The following is a 20,162-nucleotide window of genomic DNA, read 5'->3' on the forward strand; positions in this document are numbered from 1 at the left end:
GAACGCCCAATACCTTGTGTCTCTCTTATAAGGGAAATACCCAAAGTACATTGAAACGTTCTTTTTTCGACTAACAAACTAACAGCCAATTCAACAATTATAAATACTCTACTACCAATTTGGGTTGTTGGGAGCCAAATTCGGGTTAATATCGATCTCACTCTGTGGTACCGGCCATAGCTCGTGCTTACCGGCTACAAAATTGTACCCCTTACTTGTCATGACTTCCGCCGCCTTGCCCCATCGAACCAAGTCGAAGTATCTTTTTTGCTCAAAGCACAGTTCTACCCTTCTTTCATGGTAAATGGCCTCTCTCATTTGTTCTTTTGATATAGTGGCATTGATCAATGGCACTTGTGCACGCGTTCTGATCGGATTTATATAATCAACAGCTTCTGAGGTACGATCTAATTCATTCAATACTTCTGCCTGTAACAACATAATATCTCCCAAACGTATTACCACGTAGTTGTTATCTACAAAATATGGAGTACCAGCGGTATAGTCCTCAAAAGAGACCAACCCTTTTTTACAGTTGTAACCAGTGGTAGACCACTCTTCTTTATAAACATCACCACTAAATATGTCACCATCACGAAGAATAGAAGCTGCCAAACGAATATCGCCAGGTTCAAATTCATCTACCAAATCTTGGGTGGGCAGCATAAAGCCAATTCCACCCCAATCTATGTCTGAAGTTCTAGGAGCCATCCATCCGTTACGGTTATAACCTTCACGGTCACTAGAGCCACCTGTCTGAAAGTTTACTTGAAAGATGACCTCTTGGTTGGTTTCGTTACCTATACCAAAAATAGCCGCAAAGTCATCAGAAAGTCCGTACCCATAATCGTTGATCACGCTACTAAGTAAAGGTTCGGCTTCTTTCCATTTTTTCTGAAAAACATACGCTTTTGCCAAAAGGGCTTTTGCGGCACCTTCGGTGGCTCTTCCCAAATCACCATCAGATAGTTCGTTTGGTTTTTTAAGACCTTCTATAGCCGACATTAGATCACCTTCAATAAACGCCCATACTTCGCTAGCGGGACTTCTAGAGATATCATAGTCCTCCGGACTATTAGGTTCGGTAACAATTGGCATATCGCCATACCTTACCACTAGGTCGAAATAGCATAGTGCCCTAAGAAATTTGGCTTCTGACAATAATTGCTCTTTGGCAGCTGCATCTATGCTTTCAGTTGGCATCTCCTGGATCTTTTGAATGGCAAGGTTGGCCCTGAATACAGGAACAAAATAGGCCTTCCATTTATCTACAAAAATGTGGTTATCGGCAGATGCTATAAATTTCTGAACCTGATCCATACCAGGTTGGTCAGAGGGGCCTCCCCCTCCTTTATCGGCATCATCGGACTGTACGTCCTCTACAATAGACATGGCGCCGTAAACGGTGTAGCCCTGTATTCCATCATAAATTGAATTGACAGCCTGTGTGGCCTCTTCTTCATTTGTATAGAAAGTACCTACACTAAGCGACCCCAAGGGTTCTTTTTCCAAGAAAGAATCATCGCAAGAATATACGCCTAAAGCCAGTAAACTAATATATATGTATTTCTTCATTATTTCGTTTTTTAAATTATAAGGATAAGTTTACGCCAAGTACCAAAGAGCTGGCTACGGGATATTTGGCCCTATCTACACCAAGATCGGTTCTTGACCCCTTGGTCTGATACATCTCTGGATCAAAACCACGGTACGAAGTAAAAGTGTGCAAGTTTTCGGCGCTAATGTACAAGCGTAAGCGCTCTATCTTTAATTTTTCTACCACACTTTTTGGCATCGAATAACCCAACTGCACATTTTTGATTCTTAAGAAAGAACCATCCTCTACCATGCGTGAAGAGCTTCTGGTATTTTGGTTTACATCATCTCTGGTTACCCTAGGTACAGAATTAGAAGTTCCTTCCCCTGTCCATCTGTCCAAGATATAAGACCATTTGTTATAAGGTTCAGAAGCGGTCTCTAACTGACGGATCATACCGTTATAAATATCGTTTCCGTAAGAACCATATAAGCGTAGGCTAAAATCAAAGTTTTTATAATTGGCCTGTGCATACGCAGAGAAAGTAAAATCTGGGTTGGGATCACCTATATAGGTACGGTCTTGATCATCTAATACACCGTCTCCATTGACGTCCTCAAACCTAATATCGCCAGGTTCCGCATTTGGCTGCACCCCATGTTCCGTTATATCCGATTCATTTTGGAAAAGACCATCTGCGACATAACCAAAGAATTGACTAACAGGCATGCCTACCTCGGTACGTGTCCATCGTTCTCCCAAATAATCTTGATCACTCCAAATATAATCTACCGTACCCAAGTCTTTTACCTCATTTTTGATCTTGGTAAAGTTTCCTCCTAAATTATATGTAAATGCTTTGTCGGATGGAGATTGATAGTCCAAAGCCAACTCAATACCAGAGTTTCTAATCTTACCTACATTGGTGTAAGCTGTTGTAGAGTAACCCGAAGTAGCAGGTGCAGGCAAGGTCAATAACATATCTTCGGTATCCTTTATAAAGTAGTCTGCCGTAAAGGAAACACTGCTATTGAACATTTTTAAATCAACACCAAAATTGCTCTGAATAGTGGTTTCCCAGGTAACATCTGGATTAGACGCCGCATTTGGCGCATAACCTGCCACTGTAGATTGCGAGGTTCCGAAAGGATAGTAAACCAAATTAAGATTATTGGCCCAAGGATAATTGCTATAAATATCCTGGTTTCCCAATTTACCATAACTCGCCCGTAACTTAACGTAGTTAAAAGCCTTTACGTTTTCAAAGAAATTTTCTTCGCTCACGATCCATCCCCCTGATACAGATGGGAAGGTTCCGAAACGGTTTGACTCCCCAAATCTAGAAGAACCGTCGCGTCTCACGTTCGCCTGAAAAAGATACCTGTTCTTATAGTTGTAGTTAATTCTTCCTAAATACGACATTAATGCGTATTCGGAAGTTCCGCCGCTATTGTCCCTAGTACCTGTTCCTGCATCTAAATACCAAATATATTCCTGATTGTTAGGATAGTCTTTTCTACTGGCATTTAACGTTTCGTATTTATCTTCTTGTTTGGTAATACCTGCCAAAACATCAAAGTGATGATCTTCGCCAAGGTCAAAAGTATAATTAACGGTATTTTCCCATACCCATGTCGTATTCAACGAAGAAGTCTCAAAAAGCTGGTTTTGTATTGCCTGCGTATTACCTTCTATATAGGTAGGGTCAAAGTTTTTTCCTTTAGAATATAAAAAATCATACCCAAAAGAACTTTTAAAAGTGAAATTGGAGACAGGTGTGTACTCTAGGTAAGAGTTACCCAACATTCTATATGTTTTGCGCTTGTCGTAGTTCATCAAGGCCAAACGCACAGGGTTTCCTCCATCGCCAACATACTCTGCCGGACCAATATTACCACCCCAATTACCATCGGCATCCTTAACGGGTACCATAGGTCTTTCCCTTAACGCCCCAAAAAGAACACTTGTCCAAGAATGATCGTCAGGTACCACATCTTGCGTACTTGTAGACAACGATAAATTGGTACCTACTTTAAACTTGTCCGAAAACTTGGTACTACCGTTAATACGTGCAGATATTCTTTCGAAACCACTACCTATAACAATACCGTCCAAATCATAATAGCCTAGAGAAAATAAATAATCCGATTTTTCGGATCCTCCAGAAAATGTGAATTGATGGTTTTGGATCGCTGCGTTTCTAAAAACCTCATCTTGCCAATCGGTATCGGTAGGATATCTTCTTCCTTTACCATAATCATTGGCATCTCCCCAAAACTCATCGTCCGGAAGGCCAGAGTTTCTGTATGCCTCCTTGGTGATCATAACATAATCGTGCGAATCCAAAACATCTATCTTGTTCGCCGCTTGTTGAAAACCGTAATAACTTTCTATATTGATTTTTGATACACCGGCCTTACCCTTTTTTGTAGTGATTATGATAACCCCATTGGCAGCTCTTGCCCCATATATTGCGGAAGCAGCGGCATCTTTAAGGATGGATATCGAAGCAATATCGGATGGATTCACTGAACTGATTCCCGATTTTGTCGGAAAACCATCGATAACGTACAATGGATCATTGTTACCAAAAGTACCTGTACCACGTATTCTAACGGCAATGCCACCACCCGGCTCACCAGAATCTGCAGTAATCTGTACCCCGGCAACTTTACCTTGTAGGGCTTGTGATACCGTAGGAACAGAACTTTCTTTTAGCACATCCTCATCCACAAAACCTACACTACCTGTAAGGTCCTTTACTTTTTGCTTTCCATAACCAACGACCATAACCCCTTCTAGTGAATTAGCCTCTGGCTCCATTACTATTTTTAAATTGGATTGGGCTCCTACAGTAATTTCCATTGTCTTGTATCCTAAATAGGAAATTACCAATACAGAACTTTCTGAAGGAACTTCAATTTTGAAATTACCATCAAAATCGGTGGTAGTACCGGTGGTGGTACCTTTAATTACGACCGCGGCACCTGGTAAGGGAATACCTTGATCATCGATAACGTTACCCGTTATCTCCTTTTCTTTTCCGTCTGACGACAATGCCAGATCATTGTTGGCACTTGCGCTGGACACAAAAGCCACATAACAGACCAAAAAGCCTATAAGCTTGGTCTTAGTGATTGCGCTTTTAAATTGTTTCATCATAAATTATAGATTTAAGTTAGCTTGATCCGAACCTTTTATATTAGGTTCAACAAATACAGATAAAAGTGTGCATTTGTTCTTTGTAAAATTATCGGGATCCTATGCTCAAAAACTTATAATTCCATATCAAATGCTTATAAAATCGTATCAAATCCCCATTATTTACTGGGATTGACAGAGCATTTGAAAAAATGACAAAAAATCTATAAAGAACAGGAAGGTATGTAAGAGAAGACTCCGTATTAGTCTTTTTTATACTCTTTGGGGCTGCATCCGTATGCTTCTTTAAAGCACCTGGAAAAGTAACTTGGTTCTTTAAATCCGGAAAGAAAAGCTATTTCCGATATCTGAAATTTATCTTCTTCCAGTAATAGGACCGCATACTTTAATCGAATCGATTTAATAAAGTTGTTGGGGGTAAGTCCGGTCAAAGCCTTCACTTTTCTAAACAATTGGGCCCTACTTACACCTATTTCGGTAGCCAACATTTCTAAAGTAAGGTTTTGGTCCTGTATATTGTCCTCAATGGTTTGTTTCAATTTGTGCAACAGTTTTTCATCAACAGAGGTGACCGTTACCTTTGAAGGTTCTAAAATTTTGGCATTTTGGAACATCAACCGGAGTTTTTCCCTGTTTTTTATAAGGTTATTGATCTTAGCAATTAATATATCACTATTAAAGGGCTTGGTTATATAGGCATCCGCACCAGAATTTATACCTTCTACCACTTGTTGATCTATTGCCCGAGCACTAAGTAATATTATAGGTATATGGCTCGTTTCAAAATCATCTTTAATTCGTTTACAAAGCTCAAGACCATTAATTTCGGGCATTAGAATGTCGCTTACCACCACATCAGGAGTTTCTTCTTTGATCAAATCAATTCCTTGTAAACCATTATTTGCGGTAAAGACATTAAAGTTATTTTGCAAAATTCGTTTTAAATAGATCCGCAATTCGTCATTGTCCTCTATAATGGCTACACTATAATCTTTCTTTTCTATTGTTTTAAATTGTTCTTCGCCAGTAGTGGCATGCAATGTTTCTGTATGAACATTGGGCATTACCGATTGCGGTACAGTCGTTTTAGAAACTTTATATAGATCGTTGTTTTTAGGCAATAGTATCACAAACGAAGCTCCTTTGTTCTTTTTACTTTTTAACAAAACGGAGCCATGGTGCATCTCGGCAAGTTGTTTTACCATGTATAGCCCGATTCCCGTACCGGAACTAACGGTATCTTCTTGATAAAAACGAACAAATATATCCTTCATTTTTTCTTCGGATATTCCCGTACCATTATCCCGAACCTTTATATACACATAATTGTTCAGATCCACTTGCTCTTTTTTTCCACAAATAAGTTTGTAGTGATGCTCTTGAAATTTCTTTTTCTTTTCTCGTAACTCTCCGACCGACACCTTCACCTTACCTTTATTATCAACGGCCTTAAAGGCATTTGATAATAAATTATAGAGAATCTTCTCTACCTTGTCCTTGTCATAAAACATGAGTATTGGTGTTGCAGGCAGATCTATCTTATAATGTATATTCTTGATCTTTGACATATGCACGAACGAATTGGCAATTTCTCGAACCGTCTCTACCATATCGCCTTGGCCTATATGCAGGTCTAATTTTCCATATTCATATTTTCTAAAATCCATTATTTGATCTACCAGCATACGCAACCGTTCTACATTGGTTTTAACAATGCCCAACAATTCGTTATCGCTGCCCATTCTTTTTTGCCTTATCAAACTTTGTATAGGATCCAATATCAAAGACAACGGAGTTCTTAGTTCATGGGATATATTGGTAAAGAAGACCAATTTGGACTCATTGATCTCGGAGAGTTTTTTACGTTCCATCTCTTGGATCTTCAGTTCATTTCTACTGTCTCGTATCTTTATAAGCACCAGCACAAACGATGCTATTACGGCCAAACCTATAAAGTACCACAATAATCTCATCCACCAAGTGGCATACCAAGCGGGCAATACTTCTATCTCAAAAACAAGTTCTTTTGGGTTCCATACTCCGTCGTTATTGGTCCCCATAAGATGAAACTGATAATTGCCTTGTGGAAGATTTGCGTAATTAATAGATCTTTTGTTTCCCAAATAGCGCCAATCGGCATCTACCCCTACCAACTTGCACTTATAATAATTATTGCTAGAATATGGCAGGTGCAAAGAGGCAAACTCCAACCCTACGGTATTTTGTCCTGATTTTAAGGTAATGGCTTTTGAGTAGGTGATTTCATTGTCCAATATTTGACTTTGGTCATTAGCCCTAACTTGTTTGCCATTAATGTTTAATTTGGTCAACACAAGATTTGGACGATAGCCATTTTTATTGATCTCTACAGAAGAATCATACCTATTTAACCCATTGGCTCCTCCAAAATACAAATTTCCAGAACTACCCCTATGCACAGAGTTTCCATTGAACTCTAGTGATTGCAGACCATCCTTTAGACCAAACCTTTCTAGTTCGTCGGTATTTATATCATAAGTAAACAACCCGTTGTTAGAACTTGCCCATAGCCTGTTCTTTGCCTGATCGTAAATTATACCATACACATAACCGGTTCCCAGTCCCAAAGATTCTGGAGATCTGTTCAAGGAAAAGAAAGGCTCTATTTCCTTTTTTGGGACGTCTATTTCACAAATACCAAAATTTGTGCCCACCAAAATCTTGTTCCCCGACAATTCGCACAGGTTATAAGATTCGTAGCTCTCAAAATACTGTTTATAGGTTTCTGGAATTCTAATGATCTTAAAATTCAATGGTTTCCCCAAGTTCATGTACTTAGACATGTGTACGCTATAATCCGCATAGTCCAAATAGGCCACCCTACCGTTCAGTGTGCCAAACCAGATACGATCTTTGCTATCCAATAGCATAGAGTAGATAATTTTATTGTCTAGGGAAGTTTGCACCGAAGTATTGGTCACCTGTCTTAATACCCTTGAAGCGGTGTACACATACAATCCATTAGAAGTACTGATCCATTTATTACTGTCTTTGTCCTCTATAATGGTATAAACGTTCTCACCCGACAAAAGGCTTGGTCTTTGATTGTAAAATTGATCTCTAAGCTCTTTATTGCTATTTATGGGCTTTTTTATAATATAAATGCCATTTTGGGTGCCGACCCACACGAACCCTTTTTTATCTTGAACAACAGACCTAACATGCCCCAAAGAGTTATTAATGCTTGGCGACACATGTAATTGCCTCTCCCTATTAAAAACAAAAAGTCCCTTGCCACGTGTACCGACCCATAAATTAGAATCGGTATCCTCTAAAATACCGTGAACGTTTACAATTTCTGCTCCTTTTTCACTGCCTTCCTCTATCCTATTTATAATATGGAACCTGCGCTCAAGGGTAACAACGGTATTCACCCCTGCATCGGAACCTACAACGATCATTCCCGAAGGATCCTCATACAGTGTTCGTACAAAATCGTTGTTCAGTGTATTGGCATAATTGATCCTATGTCTATAATTCTGCCAATTATCGGTTTCTTTGTGAAAAACAAATAAACCTTCGCCCTCTGTACCGATCCAAATAGCGCCATTTATATCTTCCAAAAAATTATTGACGACCACAGCATTAGGCCAATTACCGTATTTACTTAAAATAGGCCGTAATTTTAAGGGGAAACCTTTGACTATATCTTCTTCTTTAAATTCGGAATAATATGTTTCTCCATCCGCAAAAACGAGCAGTTCTTTAGACTTGGTCAGATACAGTGTCCTGTAATTTTTGGGGACTCCCTCCCCCTGCTCCAATGCCAGGTTCACATTTTTGGCAATGGCGATACTTGGTCTTAAAAAGAAAATACCTGCGGATGTTCTTACCAGTGCCCCTTTGTTAACCGCAAGAATCTGATAAACATCTGGAAGGAGACCAGTGTTCTCATAACCCTCGAACTGAATTTCTTGAATGTTATAATCCCCGCTTTTTTTTAATGTAACCCAGAAAAGACCGTTGGTAGTGCCCACATATATGCCTTTATCATTAGCATCTACATCTAAAGAGGTAATATAATTACTGCGTTCCTCATTGGTTTCCGAAGGAAAAATGTAAGCAAAAGTACCTTTGGACCTATCCAACAAATTTAGACCGTTCTTGGTACCGACCACCAAAAAATCTTGAAACCCATTTACGGCGGTCACCCAAGGGTTGCTAAGTCCGGTCTTATCGTTAAAAGTATTGGAAAAAATTTCATAGTCATACCCGTTATATCTGTACAGGCCGTCCATTTTACCTATCCACAAAAAGCCTTTATCGTCTTTATAAAAAGAAGAAGTAACATTATCGGTAATATCTAATTTATCGGAAAGTGAACTAATTTTATAGTCAAAATCTTGTCCAAAACAAGAAGTAAAGGCCACCAGGACGAAAAACGTAAAACAGTATAATTTAGTTTTCTTTACAAACATCGATGGATCGGGGAAAATTGAAATTATCAACCGCTAAAGTTAATGAAATAGAACACGAATCCTCCATTTTGCAGTATTAATACTGCTGCAATACGGCAAAGTTTTTTTTACTTTATGTAGCTGCCATTATATCAATGGAATAGCACAAAGAACGTGCTAAAAAAGAAAAACGATAAAATCAGGAATGTGTACAGAATAGCCCTTATAAATTAAACAAAAGGTCTTCGTATATTTATAAAGTCACTACATTGAAAACTTCTTATTCCATGAAATAATCAAAATTCGCTACGGACAAGAAACAACCAACCAAAAAAACTTAGCATGACTTTAGAAGAAAAAATAGCAAAAGCCTTCGGTCTTAAAGGGGATAGTTGGATGAAACATGCCAATCCATGGTCCGTTTGGACAAGGTTCATGTCATTGCCATTTATAATTTTGGCGGTATGGTCCAGGTTATGGATCGGGTGGTACTGTTTAATTCCAATACTGCTATTGGCCGTTTGGATAAAAATTAACCCTACACTGTTTAAAAAACCGAAAAGCTTTGATAATTGGGGCTCAAAGGCGGTACTTGGTGAAAAATATTGGTCCGAAAGAAAAAAAAGACCAGTTCCGAAACATCATAGAACACCGGTCTTAATTCTTACCATCTTACAAATCATAGGTGCTATCGTTCTAATATTCGGTCTATGGAAACTAAAAATAGATTGGACCATAACCGGAACCATAATTGTTTATTTTGCCAAAATGTGGTTTTTAGATAGAATGGTTTGGGTATTTGAGGATATGGCAAAAAATACAGAATAACCAGAACAGTAATTAAACGATATAAACTGTGATAAATCACCTTACTATAGATTATAACCAAGCCCAATGAAAAGTCTAATCAAAGCCCTATACTTTACAACATTGATCATTCTTTTTATTTTTCTGGTGTTACTAGTGGTACTCGGTTGCTATTCTTTCTATAAACCGCTGCACCGGATTTTGGAAAACAATAGGTTTCTGTGGGAAAAGCGAGTCGCAAATATCGAGTTGGTCGAACTTGATAACCGTCCCAATCCCGATATGCCCAAAGAAGCATCGATGGTCTTCCCCATACAAGAATGCAAAATCAAATATGCTTACGAGTATAATGGTAAACATTACAGCAGTATGCAAATAGGCCTTAATACCAAAAAAGAATACAACAGTACATTTCATACAGAGCTGTACGATAAACTAAAAGAGATGAATACGGTAGCTGTTTACGTTAATCCGGAAAATCCGAGACAATCGTCCATTCTTAAATACGACCTTGACCTAAAGGATATTGGAGCTGGCATTGCCCTACTCATATTCCCTTTGCTTCTGGGCCATTGGATATATATAGGCAAAAAGCATCCGGCCAATTATCTTGCGGACAAAATAAAAACGCTGTCATGATCATCACATTTTTTATTGGTTTCACGGTTTTCTTTTTTGGGGTAAGCTCCTATATACTTGATATGGGTTCGAAAAAATGGCATCGAACCATAGGAACGATTACACATTCGGAAATAAAAGAAAGAACGATGAAGGATTCGGACGGCCGAAAAGAAGTAAGTTATAGGCCAGATTTGGAATATGTTTATCACCTAAACGGCCAAGAAAATAAAATTATCGGTAAAAAACTTTTTCCTTATTTTGAGTTCTGGTCTCCCAATAAAAAAGAGATAAAAGCCATATCGGACAAGTTAAAAAAGGGAACCCAGGTCAATGTGTTCTACCATCCTAAAAAACCCACCAAATCGTGTCTAATTGTGGGACACAACTATTATGTGCATTACGCAATCTCGGCCGGAATGTTCTTTATGGCAATTGCCCTTGTTATATGGATCTATGAGCTAAGCGAAGACCTTACCTTGGTCTTGGATCAAATTACCGCAAGATAGTAGGGCCAAGGAGGAATCTATCTCGTATGAATAGGTATGCCCATGCCAACACTGATTATTTTTAAGCGGAGCCAAGACGAAAGATTACCACAAAAAAATATAAAATATTAGCTTTGGACAAGAAAAAACAAAGCAAGATAAACAGCACGAAAAGTGAATTACGTGATTGCAATTTTATACCAAGCGACACCATCCCCCATAAAAAACGGCATACAAAAACCCATGAAACCGGGCGGATATTCCGACAGTGGCGCCGATATCGCCTGCGAACTGCATTCCAAAGGCATTAAGGTATGTACACCGGTAGACCGGCCCCACATTGAAAATGATTTGGACTGGGTTTTTCCGGACACCGATGACGGAATTGAAAATGCGATCCGTAAAGGGGCAAAAATTTTTTGGCTGAACACCGTACTCTACAAAGGGCACCCTATAGAGAAGTTCTTTGATCGTGATTTGGAACTTGTAGGGCAAATACCCCATCAGGTAGATACATACGATGATAAATGGACCACCAATAAATTATTAAAAGCACATGGGATTCTAATTCCAAAAACTACTTTAATTACCGAAGACAACAGCAAAGGGTATGACCAAGACCTTACTTTCCCAGTAGTCGTAAAACCCATTCGTGGTAGGGGAAGTCAAGGAGTTTCTGTGGTAAGGGACAAAAACGAACTGGACGCTAAACTGGCAGATCTGTTTTCAAGTAGGCAATACGGCTCGTCGCTATACATAGAGCAGTTTTTGAGTGGACAAGAGATAACCATTACCGTAATGCCTCCGGGAGATTATTATATAAACGGTGAGAACAAACACTTTGAAGCCCCATGGTGTCTACCACCCGTAAAAAGGTTTAACCATAAAGGCGGGATAGCACCCTACAATGGGGTTGTGGCCGTCGTAGAGAATAGTGCCCTGTTAGATGAGAAGGAACGTAATTCCAAAGAAATTAAGGACGCCTGCCATCAATGTGAAAAAGCTGCGAAATTGTTGAACATTAAAGCTCCCATAAGAATCGATTGTAGGGCCGGTGAAAAAGGTCATTACTTTTTATTCGACCTGAACATGAAACCCAATATGACAGGACCTTCAAGGCCACACAGAAAAAACCAGGACAGTTTATCCTTACTAGCCGCTAGAGGTATTGGGTGGAATTACCTTGATCTACTAAAAAACATGCTCCGCCAACGTTGGAAAGTCTCTAATCTACTAACTGTAAACGAGACAGTTTCAACACCGGACACCCAAGTCAACAAAAATAATCTTGACCTACCTTAAGAATGAACTTCGATCATTGGAACTATAGCATCATAGCCACCCTATTTATCATCGTATTTACCCCTTTGGCCCTCTATTTTGGCTATTGGTTGTTAATTACGGGAATGGTTGGAGCTCTAAAAATGCTTCAAAGCAAAAAATGGAAACCCGTAATCGGAAAAATAGTTGCTTCTCAAATTAGATTTAATACTTATAGTAACGATTCGAGTATTGGTACAAATTTTAGGTTTGTACTTAAAAAAACGTATACCTACAATTTTAAAGGAAAAACGTTTACCTCAGATCAAACCTTGGCGTCGGATTATCTGTACGATAAAGAATTTAAGAATATTGAAAAGTTCCCCAAAAAGTATGGGGACTATAAAAATTATCCTGAATACATCTCTTTAGAAAAACAATCTACCACTGTAATAGGCAAACCCGTAACGGTATATGTAAATCCAAAACATCCGGCATCAGCTTGTTTGGAAAATAGGTTTGAAAAGGAAATCTTTCTGCCGATTTTTATGGGTGCCATATTAAGTTTCGGGGCAACGTATTTTCTCTATACGATTTTCAGAAGTTTAATGTTATAAGCAAGAGTATCAAACAACACCGTTTTTGATTGAACGGGATGGTACCTTTTTGATTACGCCAGTAAATTTGAGAACAACATCTCTGCTATACATTCCAAATTTTGTTCCTCAGAAAAGACAAAACAACGGATTATACTATGTGCAACAGGTACTAAACTATAGATCGGTAGGTTTGACCAAAACGAATAAGATAGTATCTTTGATACCGTGAAATTAGTTTCGGTCATACTATCCATTTACATTATGGTGCTTACCGTAAGACCTTGCTGCCAAGATAATTATTGTGGCGACAAGGCCTCTTGCCAGCTGGAACAGGCAGACGACCATCAAGATAACCATAAGAGCGATGAGCATAAAGGTGCTTGTTCTCCATTTTACACGTGTGGAAAATGTGTCGGTTTCACTTTTTCTATGCCACACTTTTCATTGATTCCACAAACAGGTCTATTCGTAAATTTAGTTTCGACCTACAATCGTACATTTCGTTCTGTATTTCAGATGACTATTTTGCAACCTCCCCAAATATAGCAATGTACAGTGCCTAATGGCACAAACCACATACAGTTCGGTGCAACGCACCGCTCAATCTTCCATATAATTAACAAATTTCAACAGTAATGAAAAAATTGATCATGCTGTGTATCGCCGTTATAAACTTAACAGCGGTATTCGGCCAGAATACACTACATACGGTCATAAAAGACAGTGAAACACAAGAGCCATTAATGGGGGCAACAGCATTTATAGAAGGAACCACTAATGGTGTTGTTTCCGATATGGATGGCCATATCGAATTAAAGAACATTCCGAACGGGGAACATACCATCGTTTATAGCTATTTGGGGTATGAAACCTTAAAAGAGACCTACAATTTTCCCCTTGCATCAACAGATCCGATAGTAATATATCTTAAAAGTGAAGGCGAACATTTAGACGAGGTGGTGATTTCATCGACTCGAAGCACCCGTACCATTGAAAATATCGCTACCCGGGTAGAAACTATCGCAGGTGAGGAGCTCGAGGAAAAAGGTAATATGAAACCCGGGGACATTAGAATGCTATTAAACGAAAGCACGGGTATTCAAACCCAGCAAACATCGGCCACTAGCTATAATTCCTCAATCCGTATACAAGGCCTTGATGGAAAATACACACAAATTTTACGAGACGGATTCCCTTTGTACTCAGGTTTTTCTGGCGGGTTAAGCCTAATGCAAATTGCACCGTTGGACCTACAACAGGTAGAGGTCGTGAAAGGAGCTTCCTCTACACTTTATGGGGGTGGAGCCATTTCTGGACTGGTAAACCTTATTTCGAAAAAACCGAAAGAAGAACGTGAAATAAGTTTTGTTGCCAATGGAACGTCGGCATTGGGCTTAGACCTAAGTGGTTATTATTCGCAAAAATTCAAAAAAGTAGGAACAACCGTTTTTGCCTCGTATAACTTAGGAACCCCCTATGACCCAGCAGACATTGGCCTCACGGCAATTCCAAAATTCAACAGATATACTTTAAACCCTAAATTCTATTATTATCCGAATGAAAAGACCACAGTGTACCTTGGCTTAAACAACACCGTAGAAGAACGTACCGGGGGTGATATAGAATACATTAAAGGTAATGGAGACGACATACACTCTTATTATGAAAAAAACAATACCAATCGCCTTAGTACCCAATTAGGTTTTGACCACATTTTCAGTGAAAATTCAAAATTCTCATTTAAAAATAGTGTCAGCTATTATGATAGAAATATTGAAATTCCTGATTTTGAATTTTCGGGTGTTCAATTGGCCTCGTTCAGTGAAGCCAATTACAGCCATAAAGATGAAAAAATGGAATGGATAGGTGGGCTCAACTTATGGACCGATAAATTCACCCAACATAATGTAGCCGATATAAATGCCGTTGATTATAACTATATAACGGTAGGTGGTTTTGTTCAAAACACTTGGAATATCTCTGATGAATTTATTCTTGAATCAGGACTCAGGGGAGATTACCAAAACGAATATGGTTTCTTTGCCCTACCCCGTATTTCTGCCCTTTACAAATTAAACGACCAATTTAGCATGCGTATTGGAGGGGGACTCGGTTACAAATCACCTACCGTCTTTACCGAAGATGCCGAAAAAATTCAATTCAAAAATGTATTGCCGTTAGATGTTTCCAACAGCAAAGCAGAAGAATCTATCGGGGGAAATCTTGACCTAAATTACAAGACAGCAATTTCAGATAAATCTATATTTACCATTAACACGCTATTCTTTTATACCCAGGTAAAAGACCCTTTGGTACTGGTTTCTAACACTGATAGTACTTATGAGTTTCTTCAACCTAACGGATATATAGATACGAAGGGTGTTGAGACCAATGCAAAGATCACCTATGGCGACCTTAAACTATTTGTTGGCTATACCTATGCAGATGTAAACGAGCATTACAACGGCACATCTACCACGTATCCGTTAGTGGCCAAGCATCGTTTAAACAATGTTTTAATGTATGAAATTGAAGGAAAGTTAAAAATGGGGCTGGAGGCCTACTATTTTAGTCCACAAAAGCTTAATGATGGAGCCACTGGAAAACAATATTGGCTCATGGGCTTTATGGCAGAGAAAATATGGGGCAATTTCTCGGTTTTCATCAATTTTGAAAATCTTACCGATGTCAGACAAACAAAGTTTGATAGTATTTATACCGGAACCATAACCAATCCTACATTTAAGGATATTTATGCCCCTGTAGATGGTTTTGTAGTTAATGGCGGTATAAAGATCAAACTATAGCATGAACCAAAAATTGACCGCTTCGATGACCGCATAGGTATAAATTCTAACAATACGATCTATGCTTGTTGAGAAAATAGGTTTGAAAAGGAAATATTTTTAACGAATTTTATGGGATCAATTTTAGTTCTAGGGCAATGTATTTGTATATGCCGTTGCGATATATTACAAATGCCGCCACAGATGAGAAACAAACAAATCAAAAACAACGGATCTGGCTATGGGCCCGATCAAAAACCAATTTAAAACAGTATGAGCAATTATTTTAAAAAGTACCCCGACAACGAAGGTTTTTTTGAAGATTATGGCGGTGCTTTTATTCCGCCTGCCCTAGAGGTTGAAATGAAAAAAATAGCGGATGCCTACCACACTATAAGTAAATCGCACAATTTTATACAAGAATTGCGTAGTATTCGCAAGCATTATCAAGGGCGGCCCACTCCCGTTTATTATTGTTCGCGCTTATCACAAAAATACGGTGGACGTATATACTTAAAACGTGAAGACCTGAACCATACGGGTGCCCACAAGTTAAACCATTGTATGGGCGAGGCCCTACTTGCAAAGTATTTGGGCAAAAAGAAACTGATTGCTGAAACTGGCGCCGGACAACATGGTGTGGCATTGGCCACTGCTGCGGCATATTTTGGACTTGAGTGCGAAATACACATGGGTGAAGTAGACATAAAAAAGCAGCACCCGAACGTAGTACGAATGAAAATATTAGGGGCCAAGGTGATACCGGCCACACATGGTCTAAAAACCTTGAAAGAAGCTGTAGATTCTGCATTTGAAGCGTACCTTAAAGATCCTGAAAATACTATTTATTGCATCGGATCAGTAGTTGGTCCGCACCCTTTTCCGATGATGGTCCGTGATTTTCAGAGAGTGGTGGGTATCGAGGCACGTGAGCAATTTATGGATATGACCGGTGAGCTACCAGACAATGTAGTTGCTTGTGTAGGTGGCGGTAGTAACGCCATTGGTATATTTTCGGCCTTTTTAGATGATGAAGAATGTAACTTGCACGGTGTAGAGCCCGGCGGCCGTTCTTTAGAGACGGGCGAGCATGCGGCGACCATGACTTTCGGTACCCCGAACATCATACATGGTTTTAAATGCTATACATTACAGGATGAAAATGGTGATCCAGCTCCGGTATACTCCGTAGCCAGTGGACTGGATTATCCCGGTGTGGGGCCAGAACATAGTATGTTGAAAGATATGGGAGCGGTTAATTACGATATAATCAACGACAAAGAGGCTATTGATGCTTTTTATGAACTAAGTAGACTGGAAGGCATCATTCCTGCGCTAGAAAGTTCACATGCCGTTGCCTATGGACTAAAATTGGCTAAAGAACAGCCCCATAAATCGGTATTGATCAATCTAAGCGGTAGAGGCGATAAGGATATCGATTATGTGGTAGACAACTATGACTTACCAGAGTAAACAACCCAATATAAATATGTTTACATTCCTCATTTGATTCTCTTATATTCATAGATATCGAAGAGGTTATTAGGTGGTGTTCCAAATGGCACGTTTTTTTACTGTTTGGAGCACCACATATGTATTGACCATACTCCTGCCCTAGCCTTACCATAGCTACAAAAAATAACAATTCCCATTTCTTTCCAACATCTTACAGTAAATTTAGGCCGTGGAAATATCCTTGTTAAAAGAAAAGCTACTCTAGCCATGCAATAGAAAAAACAAGTAAAATGGCCCTTTTTCTTATTAATAAGGCCTTCGTTGTTGAAACTGGCAACAAACTCTTTTAAAGATGAAATTACTAAATCAATCCATAAAATACATCTCCATTTCAATCTTGGCCATTGTCACCGTTTGGGCTGCGATATTCTATTATAATATGCTCAATGAGATTAAAGGGAGTATAGACGAAGGGCTAGAGCACTACAAACGGATCATTATTAAAAATGCTCAAAAAGATTCGACCATCTTAACCAAAAAACATTTTGACGAAAGTTTTTTTGCTACCAGAAAAATACCAAAAAAACAAGCCCTTTCGGTAAAGGACGTCTACTTGGACACCATTTTTTACATGCAGGATGCCGACGATAAGAAACCAGAGGCTGAACCTGTACGAATGCTTGTTACAGCTTTTGAGGTAGACGGAGCGTACTACGAGTTAAAAGTGGCCAACTCTATGGTTGAAGAGGACGACTTGATAAAAGAGCTTTTTAACGACACCATTTGGCTTTACTTTAGTTTAATTATCGGTATCATAGTTGTCAATAATTTTGTACTTAAAAGACTTTGGAAACCATTCTATGAATTTTTGAACCAGTTAAAGAAATTTCGCCTTGGTTATAGCCAAACGTTTCCAAAGGTAAAAACCGGCACCAAAGAGTTTACCGACCTACAGAATGCCGTAAACGTACTGTTACAACACACCATAGAAACCTACGAACAACAAAAACAGTTCATTGGAAATGCCTCCCACGAGTTGCAAACACCTTTGGCCATAACGACCAATAAACTAGAACTACTTATAGAAAAAGGCGACCTACAAAATGAACAGGCCAAAAGTATCTCCGAAATACTACAGATCGTAGAGCGCTTGGTAAAACTGAACAAATCTTTATTGCTATTGACCAAAATAGAGAACAAGCAATTTTTGGACAACCAAAAAGTATCGCTCAACAAAGTTGTTCAAAAAAGCATTGAGGACCTTGAAGATGTGGCCACCTTTAAAAAGGTATCTATCTCTTTGAAAGAAATGGCCGAATTACCCTTTAAAATGGATGCCTCACTCGCCAATGTAATTATATCCAACTTACTAAGAAACGCCATATTCCATAATATCCCCAATGGAAATGTAATCGTGGAAATTACAGAAAGGTCTATTAAAATAAGTAACACCGGCAGTCCCCAAAAGCTTGATGAAAACCTAATTTTCACCCGCTTTTATAAACCCGATACTACATCTAAGGGAACAGGACTCGGTTTGGCCATCGCCAAAGCCATTTCCGACCTCTATGGTTTAAAGATCTCATACACCTTTGAGAATAATTTACATTCCTTTCAAATGATTTTTCCAGCCCCATAATTTCTATTCCCAAGTTTTTCCAAAATCGGGTAGTTGATTTGTCTTATAATTTAAAAATACATAAGATGAAAAAACAAATTTTGATTTTTAGTGCTTTGTTAGCCAGCGTATTTTCTTTACAAGCCCAAGACATTCCACAAAGCCAAGTGCCATCGGTCATTGTAAACAAATTCCACAAACAGTTTCCAAAAGCAACGGATATAGAATGGGAAATGGATGGATTTCTATACAATGTTGATTTTGAAATTGGTTGGAACACCGACCATGAAATATGGTATGATGCCGAAGGAAAAATAGTAAAACATAAAGAAGATATCTCTAAAAGCGAATTGCCAGAAACGGTCAGCAAAGGCATACAAACCAATTTTAATGGCTATACCATAGATGATCTGGAACGTATCACCGACAATGGAAACGTTTTCTATAAAATGGAACTCAATTCGTTGCTGAAAGAGGATTGGGATGTAGTTATGGACGCCAACGGAAAGGTGTTGAGCAAAATAGCCGATTAAAACCGACATCGAAGATGCGAAAGATTTTATTCGTTTTCTCATTGGTGTCCATGTATTGCTCCAATGGTCTTGCCCAGTTCACACCTCCAGGATTGGGCAAGACAAATACCGTTTCTTGGTTTGCCATTGGGGTAAAACAAAAGCTGAACGAGAAAGGAAGCGTAAGTTCGGCCACCCATTTTGGATTGGGGCGTATTAGCGACCCCGACAATTACAATTTGTTTCAAAAGCAATCTATCTACGTCATAAACGAAGAGGTTACCAATCATTTTAAAGAACACTGGGCCTATTCCGTTGCGTTGAGTTATAGATGGCAGAATAAATACAAAACTACCGCACCCTACGAATCGGATAACCCCGACGCACGTCAAGAAATTAGGGCATATGGCCGTTTTTCTTATCTCGGCACGTTTAATACAATAAATTATTCCATAGATTTTCGTCCAGAATATAGACGCTTTTACGACCCTGATTTTACACAGGCTACCGAAAACACGCAATTTCGTTCCCGTTTTAGGGCAAAAATGACCTTTGACCTTAATTCGTTAAAGACAGATAAGTTCATCACGACCGCCGAGTTTCTATTTTCTACCACAAAAACAAGCTCGTGGAGTGCTTTTGAGTATAAGGAAACCCGTTTGTGCCTGTATTATTCACATACCGTGCCTAAACTAAAAACTACCTTCAACATAGGGTATATGAACAATATTTTAGGCAAATCGGCTATAACAGATGTGCACTATTTGGCATTTGACGTAGCTATCAAAAATCCATTTGGCACCTAAGAAACATATTAATAAAAAATAAATGGAATGACTCCCGAACGGGCCACGGCGGTTATCTGCAATAAAAACCAATCTGTT

Annotated in this window: 14 protein-coding genes; 11 read left to right on the top strand and 3 right to left on the bottom strand. The window is 38.9% G+C overall.

Annotated elements, in window-relative coordinates:
* Window positions 1–111 precede the first annotated feature (111 nt).
* The 3 genes from J8L85_RS12835 to J8L85_RS12845 all read right to left on the bottom strand — a co-directional run bounded on the left by J8L85_RS12835 (window position 112) and on the right by J8L85_RS12845 (window position 9,156).
* Complete coding sequence (locus tag J8L85_RS12835) at window positions 112–1,575, bottom strand: RagB/SusD family nutrient uptake outer membrane protein (RefSeq protein WP_211017788.1); 1,464 nt, start codon at window positions 1,573–1,575, stop codon at window positions 112–114.
* A gap of 16 nt (window positions 1,576–1,591) precedes the next feature.
* Window positions 1,592–4,699 carry a TonB-dependent receptor gene (locus J8L85_RS12840; protein WP_211017790.1) on the bottom strand — a complete coding sequence of 1,036 codons (3,108 nt, stop codon included), beginning with the start codon at window positions 4,697–4,699 and terminating at the stop codon, window positions 1,592–1,594.
* Between the two features lie 242 nt (window positions 4,700–4,941).
* Window positions 4,942–9,156: a response regulator gene (locus tag J8L85_RS12845; RefSeq protein WP_211017792.1), complete on the bottom strand. Its 4,215-nt coding sequence runs from the start codon at window positions 9,154–9,156 to the stop codon at window positions 4,942–4,944.
* Between the two features lie 321 nt (window positions 9,157–9,477).
* On the opposite strand from J8L85_RS12845, the gene J8L85_RS12850 reads away from it, so the two are divergent.
* The 11 genes from J8L85_RS12850 (at window position 9,478) to J8L85_RS12900 (ending at window position 20,084) form a co-directional block, all read left to right on the top strand.
* On the top strand, window positions 9,478–9,963 hold the full coding sequence (locus tag J8L85_RS12850; RefSeq protein ID WP_211017793.1) for a DUF6653 family protein: 486 nt from the start codon (window positions 9,478–9,480) through the stop codon (window positions 9,961–9,963).
* Between the two features lie 66 nt (window positions 9,964–10,029).
* The gene (locus tag J8L85_RS12855; RefSeq protein ID WP_211017795.1) at window positions 10,030–10,581 is read left to right on the top strand and encodes a DUF3592 domain-containing protein; all 552 of its coding nucleotides are present in this window, start codon (window positions 10,030–10,032) and stop codon (window positions 10,579–10,581) included.
* The gene (locus J8L85_RS12860) at window positions 10,578–11,069 is read left to right on the top strand and encodes a DUF3592 domain-containing protein (protein WP_211017797.1); all 492 of its coding nucleotides are present in this window, start codon (window positions 10,578–10,580) and stop codon (window positions 11,067–11,069) included. Before J8L85_RS12855 ends, J8L85_RS12860 begins: the two co-directional genes overlap by 4 nt.
* 153 nt (window positions 11,070–11,222) lie before the next feature.
* Window positions 11,223–12,350: an ATP-grasp domain-containing protein gene (locus J8L85_RS12865; RefSeq protein ID WP_348771755.1), complete on the top strand. Its 1,128-nt coding sequence runs from the start codon at window positions 11,223–11,225 to the stop codon at window positions 12,348–12,350.
* Window positions 12,351–12,352: 2 nt separating this feature from the next.
* Window positions 12,353–12,925, top strand: coding sequence for a DUF3592 domain-containing protein (locus tag J8L85_RS12870; protein ID WP_211017799.1), 573 nt, complete (start codon window positions 12,353–12,355; stop codon window positions 12,923–12,925).
* 207 nt (window positions 12,926–13,132) lie between these two features.
* Window positions 13,133–13,453 carry a DUF6660 family protein gene (locus J8L85_RS12875; RefSeq protein WP_211017801.1) on the top strand — a complete coding sequence of 107 codons (321 nt, stop codon included), beginning with the start codon at window positions 13,133–13,135 and terminating at the stop codon, window positions 13,451–13,453.
* Between the two features lie 89 nt (window positions 13,454–13,542).
* Window positions 13,543–15,714 carry a TonB-dependent receptor gene (locus J8L85_RS12880; protein ID WP_211017803.1) on the top strand — a complete coding sequence of 724 codons (2,172 nt, stop codon included), beginning with the start codon at window positions 13,543–13,545 and terminating at the stop codon, window positions 15,712–15,714.
* Window positions 15,715–15,966: 252 nt separating this feature from the next.
* Complete coding sequence (gene trpB, locus J8L85_RS12885) at window positions 15,967–17,166, top strand: tryptophan synthase subunit beta (protein ID WP_211017805.1); 1,200 nt, start codon at window positions 15,967–15,969, stop codon at window positions 17,164–17,166.
* Window positions 17,167–17,500: 334 nt separating this feature from the next.
* Window positions 17,501–18,787 carry a HAMP domain-containing sensor histidine kinase gene (locus tag J8L85_RS12890; RefSeq protein ID WP_211017807.1) on the top strand — a complete coding sequence of 429 codons (1,287 nt, stop codon included), beginning with the start codon at window positions 17,501–17,503 and terminating at the stop codon, window positions 18,785–18,787.
* Between the two features lie 65 nt (window positions 18,788–18,852).
* On the top strand, window positions 18,853–19,299 hold the full coding sequence (locus J8L85_RS12895; RefSeq protein ID WP_211017809.1) for a PepSY-like domain-containing protein: 447 nt from the start codon (window positions 18,853–18,855) through the stop codon (window positions 19,297–19,299).
* 14 nt (window positions 19,300–19,313) lie between these two features.
* Window positions 19,314–20,084, top strand: a complete 771-nt coding sequence (locus J8L85_RS12900; protein WP_211017811.1) for a DUF2490 domain-containing protein — start codon at window positions 19,314–19,316, stop codon at window positions 20,082–20,084.
* Window positions 20,085–20,162 lie beyond the last annotated feature (78 nt).

The sequence above is a fragment of the Maribacter sp. MMG018 genome (assembly GCF_018100785.1).
GTDB lineage: Bacteria > Bacteroidota > Bacteroidia > Flavobacteriales > Flavobacteriaceae > Maribacter.

Bases quoted from the DNA above. Each gene is read 5' to 3' on its own strand.
- J8L85_RS12860 (WP_211017797.1), top strand. From the start codon at position 10,578: ATGATCATCACATTTTTTATTGGTTTCACGGTTTTCTTTTTTGGGGTA.
- J8L85_RS12890 (WP_211017807.1), top strand. From the start codon at position 17,501: ATGAAATTACTAAATCAATCCATAAAATACATCTCCATTTCAATCTTG.
- J8L85_RS12855 (WP_211017795.1), top strand. From the start codon at position 10,030: ATGAAAAGTCTAATCAAAGCCCTATACTTTACAACATTGATCATTCTT.
- J8L85_RS12835 (WP_211017788.1), bottom strand. From the start codon at position 1,575: ATGAAGAAATACATATATATTAGTTTACTGGCTTTAGGCGTATATTCT.
- J8L85_RS12880 (WP_211017803.1), top strand. From the start codon at position 13,543: ATGAAAAAATTGATCATGCTGTGTATCGCCGTTATAAACTTAACAGCG.
- J8L85_RS12900 (WP_211017811.1), top strand. From the start codon at position 19,314: ATGCGAAAGATTTTATTCGTTTTCTCATTGGTGTCCATGTATTGCTCC.
- J8L85_RS12845 (WP_211017792.1), bottom strand. From the start codon at position 9,156: ATGTTTGTAAAGAAAACTAAATTATACTGTTTTACGTTTTTCGTCCTG.
- J8L85_RS12850 (WP_211017793.1), top strand. From the start codon at position 9,478: ATGACTTTAGAAGAAAAAATAGCAAAAGCCTTCGGTCTTAAAGGGGAT.
- trpB (WP_211017805.1), top strand. From the start codon at position 15,967: ATGAGCAATTATTTTAAAAAGTACCCCGACAACGAAGGTTTTTTTGAA.
- J8L85_RS12870 (WP_211017799.1), top strand. From the start codon at position 12,353: ATGAACTTCGATCATTGGAACTATAGCATCATAGCCACCCTATTTATC.
- J8L85_RS12840 (WP_211017790.1), bottom strand. From the start codon at position 4,699: ATGATGAAACAATTTAAAAGCGCAATCACTAAGACCAAGCTTATAGGC.
- J8L85_RS12895 (WP_211017809.1), top strand. From the start codon at position 18,853: ATGAAAAAACAAATTTTGATTTTTAGTGCTTTGTTAGCCAGCGTATTT.